The organism is Paenibacillus sp. FSL H7-0735, assembly GCF_038008505.1.
GTDB lineage: Bacteria > Bacillota > Bacilli > Paenibacillales > Paenibacillaceae > Paenibacillus_AQ > Paenibacillus_AQ odorifer.
This window is the reverse complement of record NZ_JBBOZH010000001.1, coordinates 2422417-2437733: the sequence shown is the minus strand read 5'-3', so window position 1 is coordinate 2437733 and position 15317 is coordinate 2422417. Positions and strand designations below refer to the sequence as shown.

The window sequence follows — 15317 nt, the reverse complement described above, 5'->3', positions numbered from 1 at the left end:
GTTCATCACCTCATATAAATTTTGGTCAAACAAAAAGGAACCGGATTATAGTTCCAGTTCCAAGAGTATTTTTTCTTTTTCAAATTGATCTGCAGCCCGCTTTTCTTCAGCCTTGAATTCTTCAAGGGATCTAACAGATACTTCATTCTCGGGGTAAGCTGCAAAAGGAGTCATTGAGATTTCAGGGAGTGTCGCAAGTAATACTGTTCGTTTGTAAAGTGTTTTACCGTCCCTTTCAATTTTTGACCATCGATCTCCATTTGTGCGGACGTTAAACCCAAAGGAAACACCGTCAACATCACCTCGGTCGATGCTCTCATAAGCATCATTTCCCCAACTGCTATTCGGTAGATCAAGTTCAAACCTCAGCTCAGATTGACCGTCAAATAGTTTTAAGGTTCCAGAACGAGTATTTCCAAGGATCTGATCTGTTCGGTGACACCAAAGAGAAACGGTATTGTTCTCTCTCATAAATTCTGCAAAGGCCCCAGGAGCAATAACCTCTACGAATTCGTCACCATACCAATCCTGCATAACATGGGACTCTGAATCGTACTTAATTGAACCGATGATAGTTCGTTTACTTGTCTCCCCCTCCATCGTCTCCCGTATCTCCAGTATCGCCGGCATTGCTCTGTTCTCCTTCGTCGGAGTTGGGTTCGTTCTCTTCTGGCTCAGTTTCTTCACCCCCCTTCACGTATTGTTGGCCTGCCATTGTCAACGGAATTACATTACCGTTGAATAGGAGTTGATCTCCACCAGGAAGTGGTGGCTTATCTTCGGCAGCTCGTGCCTCATTTGGGGTAATGAACCCTTTTTCAATCCCCTTTCCGTGAGCTTCGTAACGAGTTTTAAGGTCAGCTCTCAGAATCGCATCTACATTAAACTTGGAGTAATACCCTTCGTCCAGTTCATCATCCGTAAATAGCTTGTACGAAAGTTCCTGTTCATAGGTAGTGAGTATTGGCTGCTGTGTATCACTATAGAAAGCAAGTTGCTGCTGCTCCACATTGCTGTATGTGGCCTTCGCCAAGTCGTTAAGCTGGTGCATTTTGACGCCGAATGCATTCGCAATTTGGCGGAAAGTAAGCTCCGTGTTCTGCAAAAATTGAGCATCAGCCATACTAATTGCAATTGGTGTAAATTGATACCCGTATGGCATCATAGCTACTCTGTGGCTGTTCTTTAGGCCAGATGTCATGCTCTCGAAATTATCTTTGAATACTTTTTTGGAGCCATCATCTAATGTTCCGGTATACTGTACCAGCCCCTTGACCTGTAACCCTTGCTTGTAGAAATTATTAATGAATTGAGAAGCAGAGGCGGCGTTTTCTGCTGTGCATTTCAAGTAATCCATTGTATGGATACCTACAAGACCATCAAGTGTCACACTGCCCTTGAAATGAAGCATTTCATCCGGCATTATCTTTCTTTTAACACCATTACCAACATCAACCTCATACCAAAGACGGGTTCTCCCGCTTAAATATTTGTTATTTACATCCGGCAACAAGCACGCATCATCAATCCAAACCTTTACTCTGCTAGATGGAATAGGCCAAAGACCGATTACCCGACCTGTACGCTGATCAAATTCAATATTTACATAGGCATTCCCCATCGCTCGGTTTGCTTCTACACATTTCCAAAAATCAGATGCCGACATATACGGATTAGGACGCAGCTTTAGTAGCCGGAAAAGATAATGTTTCGCGGCCTTTGTAATGCCGTATTCATCCTCTTGATATACCTTTAACGGCAACTTAGAAAGAGAGTCGGATAGGATTTTAATACAGGCGTATACCGTATCTACCTTCAAAGCGTTCCAGCCCTTAATACTTATCTCTCCGGGAGCTACATCAAGCCCAAGTATACGTAAAAACTCCCTGTCATTAATGCTTATTTCTTGACTTCGCCGCTCTGTATCGCGCTCGCCCCCAAATATTCTAGTTAATAGATTTGTTTTCACACATTCCCCCCCTCCCTCGGAGTTTTAACCCCATAATTTCTTCAAGAAATCATCTTCCGCAAACTCTTCAACACCCAAATCAATTTCTTCAAACAACATGGCGGTTGCCATCGCATTAATCATGGCCACAATGAGGTCAATACGTTCTTTTGACTTGTTCTTCATAGGTTTAATATTCTCGTTACCATCCATAGCTACAACAATATTTCCCCAACACCATCGTGCAACTGGATTGATTTCATGACTCATAAGCCCACGCTTCATGAGTTGTTCAATCATCTTCATGGCAGGACTCATGTGTTTCATATCTTGAGGAATTTCGAGCACATCAACACCGCCACGCATAAGTCTTTGGGCAAGCATTCGACTGTTCCAAGGGTCCGTACCAAGTGTCTGAACAGCATATTGTTCGTTAGCTGCTAGCAACCTCGTCTCAACAAAGTCATAATCCACGACATCACCTGGTGTGGTAAGGAGATATCCCTGTTTGACCCATCTATCATAGGAAACTTTGTCTCGTCTGACCCGCTCTTTCATGTTGTCTTCCGGAATCCAAGCGTTAAAAACCACCCTCCAGTCTGGAACTCCCTCCTGTGGTGGGAACAAATAACAGACCGCTGTAATATCCGTTGTACTGGACAAGTCAATCCCTGGATAGCATCGTTTACCATCAAGTTCTGATAAATCCCACTCTCCGCCCGTCTTGTCCCATAAAGTGAGCGGTTGCCAACCTGTTTTCTTTAATGAGATCCATTGATTAAGCCGCAGCCAACGAAAAAGGCGCTCTGCCGACTCCTTATTTCGAGCAGTTAGCGCCTCTTTTCTCACGGCTTCTATGTCAATCGTATGACCCAGGCTTGGATTAACTTCATACCAAAGATTTTCATCAAAGATATCAATCTTATTCCCGTTCTCATCCTCGCCATCTTCAGGAATTCCGTATATTTTCACATACCAAGATGGGTCCTCTTTCTCACCATCTCGGATTTGTTTTGCATATTCGTGCTGTTCCCAACCAATAGAGCCTCTATCTGGATCATCTCCAGCTGTAGTTATTACCCACCAAAGTGGTTCTTTACGGGCAGCTCCTGCACCAAAGGTCATAACATCCCATAAATCGCGGTTTGGCTGGGCATGAAGCTCGTCGAATATAACAACAGTAGGATTAATCCCGTGTTTGGTAAAAGCTTCAGCTGAAAGAACCTTCATGACGGTTCCAGTAATCAAGTTTCTAATTTCTTTGGAACTATCCAGTACCTTTAAAATACCTTCAAACTCGGGTTCCTGCTCGATCATTGCGGCAGCAGCTTTGTAAACCAACTTGGCCTGTTCCTTATCAGCTGCGCAGCAGTAAATCTGTCCACCTGGTGGATCACAAACGAGATGATAAAGAGAAACGGCCGCGATAAGACTTGTTTTCCCATTCTTCTTTGGGATTTCCAAATAAGCGTATTGGTATTGCCGATAACCGCGCTCGGTTACCGTACCATAAACATTCCGAAGAATGTCATACTGCCAGTCAAGCAGTATAAACGGTTGACCATAGAAATCGTCAACTGCATGGAGCATTTGAATAAACTCAATCGGTTCAAGCGCACGTTGCTCATCATGTGCCATGGCCGCCAGCTCTTCTATTCAAGAATTGGGCCATTGCGGAGGATTTTTTATCATCTTTCTTTGGCATCGCCACATTTTTGATTTTAGCCAGTGGATTAAGGAATAGGCGGTCCTGCAATTTAAGAAGCATATCCACCTTTTTATTGATCGCAGTCTCAACCTTCAATATCCCCTCTAAACTAGCTAATTGCGAAAGATATCGAAGCGCCTTTAAATTCACTTCCTGTTCAGCCTCAGCCGCTCCAATGTACTCATCCAGAATGTGTTCATCAATAACGATGTTCTCCAAGCGTTGGTACTGGTCAAGAAGGTTTTCATACTCACTGTACGTCTTACAGTACAATGCAAATGTCCCAACGTCAGAACTGGTTAATAACGCAACTCCTTGTTTAGCTGATTCCTGATACTCTTTAATCAACTCGCCCCAAAGCTTATTAGCGATCTTATCCTGAGAAATGTACTTGGGCTTTTTCAACTTCTTCAAATCACTTTGCCCAAGCTTTAGCTCGGATTCTTCCCGCTGCTTAATCTCTTCCCTGGTCAAACGATTTGGGTTGCCCTCTGCAATGTGCAGAGCAACCGGTTTGGCGTTTCTCCCTGCCATGAGGGCACCTCCAATTTCTAAAAAGTTTCAAAAAACGAAAAAAATTTGCGTTAATGTCCGATGCGGTCTATTAGGGAGCAGTTTTAAAGTTTTTTGGACCGCCCCCCTTCCCTTGATTCTCGAACACGCTATATTGTAAGATAAGGATGTAACTTTGGTTTTGACTGGAACAGGTTCGATTCCTGTACTCTCCGTGCTACTGCTCAAGCTCATCGCTAACTGGTACTCCGCTACTTTAGTGGCTGGAATTATCAGTGCAGCGATTGCCGCCCTTTGGATGCTTCTACCGAAGAAAGGATTGATGCTTATGAGCATTTCCGTAATTACCTTATCCCTGGTCGCTTGTGGGGGAGTTGGTGTAGGTGGACTGCATAGTTTTAATACCAGTGACCAGGGACCAAATGTTACGCCACTCATTAGAGTGGCTTTTTTTAATTCCCAAAGCCACCATCCTCTCTTACCGTCTTCTGGCTATGGTGTGAAGCACACAACGGTTGCCAGTTACTCCTGCGCCAGAACAGCTTATCGTCGCCCTTATGCGGAATGATATGATCGACCACAGTCGCAGCCTCTATCACTCCAGCAGCCTTGCAAATCACGCATACCGGATGCTGCTCCAAATACTCCAGTCGTTCCTTCCTCCACTTGTGTCCATAGCCTCTACTGGCTGACGTTCCACGTCGCTGCTCCCGAGCTTTCCTGTGCTTATCGCAGTATGAATCACTGACCAATTCACGGCAGCCAGGCTTTCCACAGGGGCGTTTAGGCTTGCTTGGCATTGATTCAACCTCCTTAAAACACCAATGTATAAATATTCAACGGATGAATTGGAGTTTACCCTTCAAAACACCCTCATTTAAAAGGGCTTTTTTCTGCTGCTATTTAATAGATAATCATTATAAACACTTGTAAAATTGCATACTTTGCATAGAATACCAGTTCCTCATATCTTATTAGAGAGCATAACTCACTGAGCTGCTGCTATCCCTTGACAAATAAGGGATTATGAACACTTCCCAATGATCAGTTATATACTCGCTAAATATGAATAACTTATAGGCCAAAACGATTCATTGCATTGTTCATCATATCTTGATCCATACCGATGTACCTCATTGTGATACTCTTATCTGAATGGTTCAGCAGATTTTGAACAAGTGTAATATCCTTGGTCTTTTGGTACATGTGATAACCAAAGGTTTTCCGCAGCGTGTGCGTGCCTATGTCCACTAAACCAAATTCATCAGCAGCCTTCCGCATCACCTTATAAGCCATGTCTCGTTTGATTGGCTTGTTTTTACCACCTTGCCTTGATGGAAACAAATAATCGTCTTTATCCATAACAGCCGTATATTTCTTGATATCTCGTTTCAACGTTGGGTTGATCTGAATGAACTTCCGTTTCTTTGTTTTCATTTCCGTCATTACAATCTGATCTCCACTAACGTCTCTAACCCTTAGCTTCAATATGTCCTGAATGCGCAGGCCAGTATTAATTCCAAAAACAAACATTAGGTGATTCCGATCGGATTGACCTTTGAGGAATCCCTTGATTTCATCAATCGTTTCTTGGTCGCGTATCGGCTGAACAAAGTTCACTCGCCCTCACCACCGTCTGCCCTCACACATCCGATCGGCTTAGAACAGAATTGAACAGTCGCCTCCCATACTACCCATATATACCCTTTGCATTTAAAGAGCTGCTTAGAAGTCGGTGGTTCCTTTAAACTCTTTATCCTTTTCATTACTATTCCTCCATAAGAAAAACAAAAAAGTCGCCCTGGTATGAGCGACCTTCAGATAATTATGTTTTCCCCTTCAAATTTCTACATTACCAAGTATCAAGGAAAACCTGTCATACGGTGTTCAACTTACAGTCAATATACGGTCATAATATGTTCAGTTCATCAGGGTTTCCCACACCTTTATATTCCACAGCACATATGATCAAACCTCTCAATTCCAGCAAACCCCCTACACTCATAAACTTTATTTCAGGGATCTGCTACGCATTTGAGTCCTATGCGTTCTCTAATGGCTCAACAATATTCCCATAATCTGCCAGTGGTAAAAAACAAAAAAGAACGTCTTAGAAGTGACGTTCTAGTAGTGTATTATCTTCAAATAAATCATTTATCTAGCCATTACTTTTCCTTGTGTAGTTGATGAACGTATAACATTATAATTAGCAGTATACACTTGTAACCCTGGAACAGTAGTATAATCACCATCATCTGTAATTACTTTGACTATGCCTTCATTAAGCAATGAGTTAACAATAAATGCATCATAACCGTCTAGTTTAGATGAACATATCCTGCTCAATGCTTCATCTGTTCTCAGGTTATCAATATTGAAATTTTCTAATGGATTAGCCATACTCTTTACTTGTCCCCAAACTGATTGTATTTCACTAATGACATTTGCTCTTTCACTACTATGATTGTGTCGAAAAGCTTTCGAGCTTATTGTTTGACTAAATATCTCACGTTCAGTCTTCTCAATAATGTGGGCTAACTCCGATAAAGATAGCCCACTCCATAGTAATTTTGATCCTGCACTCATTGCTTTGGCAATGTAATTAGGATAGTGGCTTGTTTGATGACTTTTTGGGGGAGTAGGCGCAATACTTGCTCTAGAATATGTAAGCCAGTACCACACATTTGTGTCAACCAAAAAAATATCGTCTGGCTTCGGCTGATCAACTCTAATATCAATAACATCTGCTTCTATTATGTAATTTACACTCATAAATTCTATTCCTCCTCATCATCATGTTGACTGAGGATATTATCATGAACTCTTCTATATTGCTCATCCGAAAAATATTTTGAAGAATTTTCAATAACTATTTTCACCAGATTTCTGCCGACAGAATTTAAGTTCTCGAATATCAAATGATCCCTTAAATCCTCTCTACTAAAATCCCTAAACAAAGGACCAATTGCTGTATTAAAGAAAGGAGAGGTGAACACACCAATATTAATAAAATCTAATGTAACTTTATTCCCATCTTTAAGATCATGGAATATCAAGTTGTATAACTTTTCTCCATCTTCTCTAGTTATGCAGTTTTCTCCGATAATATCTTGAATTTTATATTCCATGGTTACCTCCTAAAATAATGAATCATTGTCAACTTCTGAAGCCAAACAGTAATAAGATTCATCAGTTTTCAATGTTATGTTTACGAGTGTACCTCCAAAAAAAGAATCGATCTCATCATAAATTTCTTCATCCTCACTAATAAAAGCATGACCTTCATGACTGAATATTTCCAATTGTCCTTCATTCATCTTCACAAAACTTTTTAATAAGTCTAATCCCAGTCCTCTCGGTGAATCATTCAGTCCAATTTTTGTCGAGTTTCCCCTTTTGAAGGCCCATTCCATCGCATCTGAAGCTTCAATGTTCTCGTTATTCTTATAATTCCGTACTGAATTCGGAATACCTTCTCCAAAATCAACTAAGGTTAATTTTAATTGTGAGAATGAAGGATAACGTTGTCCACAAGTAATTAACCCTACTGGAGAGTGACCATGATCAAAGGAATTAATAAAAATTTCAAAAACGTTTCCTACAATAAGATTTTTAAGTGCTGGACTGACATTTAACCAACCTCGCCCAAGCCAACGATTTTTTAAGTATTCTAGATAAGATTCCGCAACTTGCGTTGTGTCTTCACGATAGGGTACCGAGTTTCCCTCCCAAGGAGAGTAAGGAACTAAATTAAAATGACTCATAAAACCGTTTTGCTCCAGATTAGTTCTCACCCCACTTTTTAGTGAGGTTAAATCAAAGTCCACCTTAAAACCTCTACTTTGAATCAATCGAATCAGTCCCCCGATGAAGGCAACTCCATTTTGTCTCAAGAAAGAACAATAAGAGAAATTGAGAATTATATCTGATTCAGAGTGTCGAAACTGTCTCCATAAATGGAAAAGAGTTTCGTAAGAACGACTATCTTCATTGACTGTAGGAACGTAAATGACCTTCAATATACTCCCCCTAATGCAGAACATTAAGAAGATTATAACATTTACTATTTCTCAAGCCAATGTTATCTATTCATTACCATTACCCTAATTCTTTAAATCCGAAAAATATTTAATACAAATCCCCTCCAAATTCCCCATCTTCACGAACAATCTTTGCAATTATCACATGCTTTGCAGAGCGCTTGACAGTTCATCCGATCCCTGAACAGAACCTTATCACCATTATGAGGCTTGAGATGATCAACTATCGTTGCTCTTCTAACTTATCAATAGCAAAACATGTACAACAGTTGTTTACTTATTTCCAACCGTTATCGGGTCACGAATCGGCTTAACAAAGTTCATTTGACCCTTACCGATGCATACTTAATACAACCCAAGGGCTTTGAACAGAACTGAACCGACGCCTCCCAGCGGCCCCAGACACATCCTTTACACTTAGATGGCTGCTGCTTCTCCGGTGGTTCTCGGAGACACCTGATCTCCATTTCACTCACTCCCTTCAGATAAAATAAAGAAGCCGCCCATCAATGAGCGACCTTGTTATCTGCTTATCCGTTATGGCCTTGAAGGGAATCGAACCCTTATGTTCCATGAGGCCATATTATAAATACCCGTACTTGCATGGTGACGGACGGTATTGCCGACTAACATCCCCTATGCCAATATACCGCGCCCGGGTGGAGCGCGTTGAGAGTGGTACTATAACTCTCATCCCCCGTAACAGACCGCCGCACCATCTACTTGCTACTTGTGCTATCAGTTCCGCCACTAATATCGTTGCTATTGCAACAGGCATCATCACCGCTCAGCTCTGACGAGTCCTGCGGCGATAAGGGGCAGCAGGGACACCCGGGAATAACTTCTTCCCTATGTCCCTACTATAGAATTTCACAAGCATTTTTTGCCCGTCGTAAACCTGACCCGAAACAGACGTTTTCCAGACAGATTACAGACAAGTTTTAGATAATACCGAGCATCTTAAGGGTGCCAGCTACCGATTCTGTCCCTTCTTGGATTTTCCTATCAAATGATCGTTCGGTAAAAATCGACCACTTTACTAAGGCGGCTTTTCTTGGGTTTCGATCAATGAACCGGTATTCCATAATCTCTTTAATTTCTAAATCCAAAATGGCATGAATCGCCAACTCAATATTATTAATTATCGGGTCCCACTTTTTAAGTGTGGATTTTTCTTTAGCGGTAAGCGAATCCCTTAACTTCAATCCGTTGATGGTTATTTCCATTTTTGGATATTTGCGAAGCAATACTTTTGTTATTTCAACATCTACCGCACTTGCACTAGGAAACAATTCCCCTTGTCCCCACACCATTGCCATTCCCCTCAATCCCCTTTATCAGTTATAATGGGTTGAGGTATTAGTTACTCCATTTGACTCCCAGCCCCCGCCAAGGATTAGGGAGTCTTTTCCTGTCTATGCATATCTAGATCCACGAGGCATTTTTCCATCTTCGTCGAGAACAATATCGCTGATGATGATTGCTGATGATGCTGGAATGTAATGACCTTTAAATTCTCCAAATGTTATGCTGTACCCATTCTTTTCACGCTGCGCCCGGAATGACACTCCTGAAACAATACTACCGGCTGGCAAATTAATATTTTTCACTGTTTTGATGATCACTTCTACGCCTCCTTTTGCCGATTCTCCATTATCCTCGCATCTTTAGGTATTGATACCCAAGCAAATCCTCTCTTATCTCCGCCTGGATCTTCAAGCAGATAAGAATAGCCTTTCGGGATGAAATCGCCTGGATGAACCCGTAAAACTCCGAATGCTGTTTTTATTATTTGACGCTGAGTCAATTCAGATCGTGGGCTAACATGTAACTGCATCCGCTCAATCTTGCTGCCTCTGCGCATTACCTCGTTAAGAGCCTTATTGATCATATTCACGGCTTGTGGATGGATTGGGGATAATGTGCTCATGACGTAATCCTCTTTTTTATAAATATTAGAGCGTTAATATTGCCGTATCTCTGACGTACTGTTCTTGTCCCTCTGCGTCCACTTTCCTGAGGAGAGACAAGTTGTTCTGTTGCTGCTCTTTCCCAATTCCATCCGTTGCGAACTCGCTGATAAAATGTGTTTCGAGAAACTCCGTTACTAACTGCCTGCTTGATCAATTCTTCTGGATAAATCCGTTTTACAGGGTTCTGCTTCTTCATCTGTTCAGCACGCTTCTCATTAGTCAACAGCGGTTGAGTAGCCGCGCGTTCTGGCGTCCATTTTGCACTTACACGATTAATGAAATTTTGATACGGGATACCATTCTTAGCCGCAATCTCAATCCATTTCGAGTGATTACTCAATTTCCGTGGAGGTGTTCGAACTGCCTGTTCTATACCCCAAGCAGCAACTCGAACCCGCCATTCTAGCGTCCCGCGTTTGATACCGTTTCGGGCTGCCCTTTCATAGTCTTCAGGGGAAATGTAATATCTATAAGACATTTATCGTTTCACTCCTTCACCGTGTCCTCGTACTGTGCATCATTCTTCAATTTCATGTACGCAAAATTTATCATCACACTTTCTTTCTAGTACCGTCACAGTATTTTCTGCACGTTTTTTAGAAGAATAGCGTTTAGCCTCAGATAATATACACCCTGCGGGGAATGTCTCCCCTTGGTGAGTGTATGTGTTTCCCCTGTAAAATTCGCTTAGCCCTTCCACGTATATTACATATTTCATAAAATCGCACCTTCCTTCATAGTTTGTTCTACTCTGCACCAATGCCCGGCTTTCTATATTCTCAGGCTGGCTGCGGCAAGTTATTGGCATGCGCCCGTTCGTAATTCACGAACTTATTAAAATTCTTGAGGAACAGAAGTTCAACCGTTCCAGTAGGGCCATTACGCTGCTTAGATATGATGATTTCGATAATGTTTTTCTTCTCGGATTCCTGGTTGTAATAATCATCCCGATAAAGGAAAGCGACAATATCGGCATCCTGTTCAATTGAGCCTGATTCACGAAGATCACTCATAATCGGACGTTTATCCTGGCGCTGTTCAACATTCCGACTGAGCTGAGACAACGCGATAACTGGCACATCCAATTCACGGGCAATCTGTTTCAACACTCGGGAAATTTCTGAAACCTCTTGTTGACGATTTTCCCCGCGTTTTCCACTACTTCCCTGGATCAGCTGCAAGTAATCAATAATGATCATTCCAAGACCTTGTTCTCTTTTCAAACGGCGACACTTGGCTCGAATATCATGAACGGTGACAACTGGATCGTCAGCAATGAAAATGTTCTTGTCTGCAAGAGAAGAAATACCAATAGTCAACTTGCCCCAATCATCGTCACTAGTGATATCGCCCATTCTCAGGTCATTAGCGTCGAGGTTAACCTCAGCACAGACCATGCGCTGCATGAGCTGCTGCTCTGACATTTCTAAGCTGAACACTGCAATCGGATCATCCGATATCGCAGCCGCATTTTGAGCAATATTTAAGGCAAATGCCGTTTTACCAACGGATGGACGAGCTGCCACTATAATTAGATCCTGCTTTTGAAATCCACCTGTCAGCTTATCCAAATCCACAAATCCGGTCTCTCTCCCGCTAATGGTTCCACTGAGTCGGTTGCTGACACGCTGCTCGATCGTATCAATCAGCGCCATTCCGATTACTCTGGTGGATTTAAAATCTTGCTTTGAGACAGACTGATCAGAAAGCGCGGCTGACTTGGTGAGAGCGTAGGACACGACACTATCGGCATCCTCGCTTTCATACACCATATCAATGAGTGCATGAGCATCCTTCAGGGCTTGACGTAAGGTGAATTTGCTATTTATGATGCCAATGAAATATTCGATATTCGCTGCTGTTGGAGAAGAACGGGCTATACGGGTAAGATGATGAACGCCGCCAACCTTATCTAGGCTCTTACGCTGAAGCATTATCCCTGTAAGAGAGCGAATATCAATTTCTTCACCGGCATTGTGAAGATCCACCATTCCTGAGAAGATTGTCCGGTTCATCGGATCATAGAATACTTCCGGCGCTATAGAAATCGCCTTATCTATCGCTTCTCCCGTGTTATCAATCATGATCGCTCCAAGGATAGACCATTCGGCTTCAATGTCGTGCGGCTGTTCCCGATTTAAGTCGCGCATAAAGTTCTTCCTTCCATCCGGCGGGTATAGGTTTAGCAGCAGCTTGAGCCTTGTCCCTTTCTGCAAAATACTCCGCTGTCTGATCCTTGGCTTTTCGCTGATCTCGTAAATCACCCACACCTCCACGGATCTGCGCAATCTTCGGCGGCCACGGATTTGTAAGCATGTGCTGCTCCACGTTTTTACAGGCTACGTCAAACGGGAAATCTTTAAGGTTCTCGTGGAGCCGGTCTATTTCAGTATCGCTGGTATCAATCTGATGTGCGTATTCTTCCTTGAGCTTAATGAGTAGATCAATAACTTGTGCTCTCCTCAAGCTGCTTTGCCTCCTTTGCTCGACGTTTAAGGTCTGCAAGCTCTTGCTGCTGCTTGGTTAGTCGCTGCGGCGGGGCTGGCAGTAGTGTTTGGGTTATTGACGCTTTAGGCTTCGTAGTCTTGTTAGCGTTCCGCCATGCTGATTTCAAGCCTTTCACGTAATAAGTAAAACTGTTTGGCTGCTCGAAATCTTCTCCCTCACGTTTTCGCTTTGCCTTGTATTGGCTCTCCATAGTTGTGATGGTAAAGGGTACTGGCATCCCTGCGGCGACCATCTTACCCATGGCTTCGCGATCATTTGTGGAGACGTGAATGTCGAATTTATCATGCAATTTGCAATAAGCATTTAAAATTGCGATCATCCCGTCCGTTTTAGGATCTGGGCTAATTTCTTCTGAAAACTCATTTTCTAAAATAGTAGTAGTAGTAATAAGATCTTTAATATCTTTTGCATCGGACAATATTGTCTGATCACTCGTTAAAATTGCTTCATGATCGGACATTTTTGTCTGATCACTTACGCTCTGATCGGACATTTTTGTCTGATCATTATTTAATGATGAGACAAAAATGTCTGATCTCTTCAATATGCCTTTCTTGGACTTTCTAACCTTTATGATCAAACCCCGGGGTGCTCTAGTGATATGGATGTAACCATGGTTCTGGAGGTCACTAATCCATCTGCTGATGCTTTTATCGGTAACCCCAAAGTTCTCACCGATTTCAGAAAGCTTCATCGGCTTGCCACCCAGGACAAGTCCCCAAACAGTTCCGTCCTCTTCGACTTCCTTAGTCGTGGAGCTAACACACCAAGCGAATAGCCATATCGCCGATCCTATTTTTTCGTAGTGTTGCGGCGAAAATAACCCGGAGAAGATCGGAAAAGGAAAGCTATCTGTTGGCATAAGCTCACCTCTGTTATAATCATCGTTTTCCCTTCTTCGGTTTGGGGCGATTTATAATTTCTGTGACATTCGTACGCAGGATGAATGCTAATTCTCCATTGTCCTTTCGAAGCTTAGCCCAAGGTCGGGCAATGCCCCATATATCCAGTACCTCACCGGACAGGCCACAGCTTGTTAGGACTGTATCACCCTTGAGAACAAGAAGCATATCAATCGCCTCCTTATCTCGCTAAGCGAAGTTGCAGAGCTTCTCGCAGGATTGCTGTACTCTTGTCATCTAAACGGTCTGCCTGTGAAAGATCAATTTTGTTGATGCCATTGAACAAATGAAGAGCACATGTGAGCATAAATCTCTCGGAAGGACTCCAACCTTTTGAAGCTTTAATCAATTCATCCACGTGGACAGTAAGTTCTTCAAAATCAACAAATTCCGGTTTCGACAATAATTGTTTAAGCTTGTTATGATTCATAAAGATATGAAGCAGCCCCCGCCAGTAACGATCCTGAAGTAAGTGATCAGGTATCATAATGCCATTCCCCTTTCAAATTAAATTGTGATGCGTCAGCCGCATCTTGGAATCCCGGACGGAGGAAGGTTATTTCTAAGGTCCGACATTCCAAGATAGGGGCCGAAGCCCTTCATCATTTGATCCTGTCTATTTCTTGCATTACGAGTGTTTTGATGTTCATTGGTAGAAACTCTACGACTTCAACAATCTGATTCCACCTGCCCGAAGCTTTTTGTTGTTGCCTGTCTGCAAGATAAAAATTTTCTACAGAACTCATGACCTGATTGTTCGCAGCGGTAATCTCCGTTTTCAGTACATGATCTATAGCAGATGACCACTCGTTTCTGCGTTTCACATACAATTCAGCAAGAGCTTTGGCAAATTGAATTTCGTCTTGTTCACTCAAGCTGTTCCCTCCTTGCTTTTACGAGGGGCATCGCGTAGAATAGACGCAACGAGAAACTTTAATCGGGTTCTCAATGAGGTCCGCCGTGCCAGGCGGGCTTTTTTATGCTGTTCTTTAGCATGATGCATTTCACATTCATGCAACCAGATCAGCATTTCTAGCCAACGAATATTTCGTTTTAACTTGATCGGATCAATATGTTCTGCTTGGCGTTTTATCATTTTCAGATTACGCTTAGCGTTCTTAGCTTCAAACCGCGCTTGATCTTCCAAATCTTCGATTCTCATAAAAAAACCTCAATTCATATATTTTTTTTGTCTCAGTTCATTCCGATGATCCGCCCATAATCCAAGGTAAGAAATATCATATTTCCGACAAAGGACAGCTGCATTATGTGTAAGTGCCGTTATGGCTTCGATTTGCTCCATTAGTCCATTTTTGACGTTCTCATGATCAGCAGGCGTCAACTGGTCTAATCTCTTAGTGATTGGAATTGACTGCAAAGCCAGTAATGCTTCTTGGATTTCCTCGATTGTTTTTATGTATGTTGAACTTGGATGTAAGTCAGCTCCATCTAAGTAAGGTACACATGCCCCACCCGTAACCTCTTCTGCTGCGCCAATAATCAACCGAATATCATCGTAGTGTCTAACCGCAGCCTGCATTACTGGTTTAGATGGCTTGCGAGTACCATTTATGATTTTCCCTATCTGCGAACCGTCAACATGTGCAGCTCGTCCAGCCTTTTGATATGAATCGCCTGTTCTTTTAAGCACTTCTTGAAGTGCTCCTGGAAAATGTCCAACTGCCACACTTATTGCCCCCTTATTTGTCCAAATTAGTTAGGTGC

Annotated in this window: 22 protein-coding genes; 1 reads left to right on the top strand and 21 read right to left on the bottom strand. The window is 42.4% G+C overall.

The genetic code is table 11. The annotated features are described in order from the left end of the window. Positions 1-45 precede the first annotated feature (45 nt). The 4 genes from NSS82_RS10895 to NSS82_RS10880 are packed head-to-tail and all read right to left on the bottom strand — an operon-like array spanning position 46 to position 4190. On the bottom strand, positions 46-630 hold the full coding sequence (locus NSS82_RS10895) for an HK97 family phage prohead protease (protein ID WP_341109801.1): 585 nt from the start codon (positions 628-630) through the stop codon (positions 46-48). Next, positions 581-1969, bottom strand: coding sequence for a phage portal protein (locus NSS82_RS10890; RefSeq protein WP_445321950.1), 1389 nt, complete (start codon positions 1967-1969; stop codon positions 581-583). The genes NSS82_RS10895 and NSS82_RS10890 overlap by 50 nt, the downstream gene beginning before the upstream one ends. A gap of 24 nt (positions 1970-1993) precedes the next feature. After that, positions 1994-3586: a terminase large subunit gene (locus NSS82_RS10885; protein WP_341109800.1), complete on the bottom strand. Its 1593-nt coding sequence runs from the start codon at positions 3584-3586 to the stop codon at positions 1994-1996. Continuing rightward, positions 3576-4190 (bottom strand): terminase, encoded by a 615-nt coding sequence (locus NSS82_RS10880; protein WP_341109799.1) that lies wholly within the window; start codon positions 4188-4190, stop codon positions 3576-3578. The genes NSS82_RS10885 and NSS82_RS10880 overlap by 11 nt, the downstream gene beginning before the upstream one ends. Before the next feature lie 160 nt (positions 4191-4350). Here NSS82_RS10880 and NSS82_RS10875 point away from each other — a divergent pair, with 160 nt between their 5' ends. Further along, positions 4351-4737 (top strand): hypothetical protein, encoded by a 387-nt coding sequence (locus NSS82_RS10875; protein WP_341109921.1) that lies wholly within the window; start codon positions 4351-4353, stop codon positions 4735-4737. Here NSS82_RS10875 and NSS82_RS10870 read toward each other — a convergent pair. The 17 genes from NSS82_RS10870 to NSS82_RS10790 form a co-directional block, all read right to left on the bottom strand. Continuing rightward, complete coding sequence (locus NSS82_RS10870) at positions 4622-4969, bottom strand: HNH endonuclease (protein WP_341109798.1); 348 nt, start codon at positions 4967-4969, stop codon at positions 4622-4624. The two genes, NSS82_RS10875 and NSS82_RS10870, sit on opposite strands and share 116 nt — an antisense overlap. A gap of 274 nt (positions 4970-5243) precedes the next feature. Next, positions 5244-5789 carry a site-specific integrase gene (locus NSS82_RS10865; RefSeq protein WP_076316769.1) on the bottom strand — a complete coding sequence of 182 codons (546 nt, stop codon included), beginning with the start codon at positions 5787-5789 and terminating at the stop codon, positions 5244-5246. Positions 5790-6323: 534 nt separating this feature from the next. After that, positions 6324-6941 carry a hypothetical protein gene (locus NSS82_RS10860; RefSeq protein ID WP_076316768.1) on the bottom strand — a complete coding sequence of 206 codons (618 nt, stop codon included), beginning with the start codon at positions 6939-6941 and terminating at the stop codon, positions 6324-6326. Between the two features lie 5 nt (positions 6942-6946). Then, positions 6947-7297: an STAS-like domain-containing protein gene (locus NSS82_RS10855; protein WP_076316767.1), complete on the bottom strand. Its 351-nt coding sequence runs from the start codon at positions 7295-7297 to the stop codon at positions 6947-6949. Between the two features lie 9 nt (positions 7298-7306). Next, complete coding sequence (locus tag NSS82_RS10850; RefSeq protein ID WP_218640731.1) at positions 7307-8188, bottom strand: ATP-binding protein; 882 nt, start codon at positions 8186-8188, stop codon at positions 7307-7309. 962 nt (positions 8189-9150) lie between these two features. After that, complete coding sequence (locus tag NSS82_RS10845) at positions 9151-9528, bottom strand: hypothetical protein (protein ID WP_341109797.1); 378 nt, start codon at positions 9526-9528, stop codon at positions 9151-9153. Positions 9529-9624: 96 nt separating this feature from the next. After that, positions 9625-9834, bottom strand: coding sequence for a hypothetical protein (locus tag NSS82_RS10840; RefSeq protein WP_076316764.1), 210 nt, complete (start codon positions 9832-9834; stop codon positions 9625-9627). Between the two features lie 2 nt (positions 9835-9836). Then, positions 9837-10139, bottom strand: coding sequence for a hypothetical protein (locus tag NSS82_RS10835; protein WP_076316763.1), 303 nt, complete (start codon positions 10137-10139; stop codon positions 9837-9839). Then, positions 10136-10660: a hypothetical protein gene (locus tag NSS82_RS10830; RefSeq protein WP_341109796.1), complete on the bottom strand. Its 525-nt coding sequence runs from the start codon at positions 10658-10660 to the stop codon at positions 10136-10138. Before NSS82_RS10830 ends, NSS82_RS10835 begins: the two co-directional genes overlap by 4 nt. A gap of 301 nt (positions 10661-10961) precedes the next feature. Then, on the bottom strand, positions 10962-12332 hold the full coding sequence (gene dnaB, locus NSS82_RS10825) for a replicative DNA helicase (RefSeq protein ID WP_341109795.1): 1371 nt from the start codon (positions 12330-12332) through the stop codon (positions 10962-10964). Beyond that, positions 12295-12648: a hypothetical protein gene (locus tag NSS82_RS10820; protein ID WP_076316759.1), complete on the bottom strand. Its 354-nt coding sequence runs from the start codon at positions 12646-12648 to the stop codon at positions 12295-12297. The genes dnaB and NSS82_RS10820 overlap by 38 nt, the downstream gene beginning before the upstream one ends. Then, on the bottom strand, positions 12626-13552 hold the full coding sequence (locus NSS82_RS10815) for a hypothetical protein (protein WP_341109794.1): 927 nt from the start codon (positions 13550-13552) through the stop codon (positions 12626-12628). Before NSS82_RS10815 ends, NSS82_RS10820 begins: the two co-directional genes overlap by 23 nt. Before the next feature lie 19 nt (positions 13553-13571). After that, complete coding sequence (locus tag NSS82_RS10810; RefSeq protein ID WP_036679404.1) at positions 13572-13760, bottom strand: hypothetical protein; 189 nt, start codon at positions 13758-13760, stop codon at positions 13572-13574. A 13-nt stretch (positions 13761-13773) separates the two neighbouring features. Then, positions 13774-14079: a hypothetical protein gene (locus NSS82_RS10805; RefSeq protein WP_036679401.1), complete on the bottom strand. Its 306-nt coding sequence runs from the start codon at positions 14077-14079 to the stop codon at positions 13774-13776. A gap of 115 nt (positions 14080-14194) precedes the next feature. Then, positions 14195-14467, bottom strand: coding sequence for a hypothetical protein (locus NSS82_RS10800; protein ID WP_076316756.1), 273 nt, complete (start codon positions 14465-14467; stop codon positions 14195-14197). Continuing rightward, positions 14464-14754: a hypothetical protein gene (locus NSS82_RS10795; RefSeq protein ID WP_076316755.1), complete on the bottom strand. Its 291-nt coding sequence runs from the start codon at positions 14752-14754 to the stop codon at positions 14464-14466. The genes NSS82_RS10800 and NSS82_RS10795 overlap by 4 nt, the downstream gene beginning before the upstream one ends. Positions 14755-14763: 9 nt before the next feature. Next, positions 14764-15279: a helix-turn-helix domain-containing protein gene (locus tag NSS82_RS10790; protein ID WP_076316754.1), complete on the bottom strand. Its 516-nt coding sequence runs from the start codon at positions 15277-15279 to the stop codon at positions 14764-14766. Positions 15280-15317: the final 38 nt, after the last annotated feature.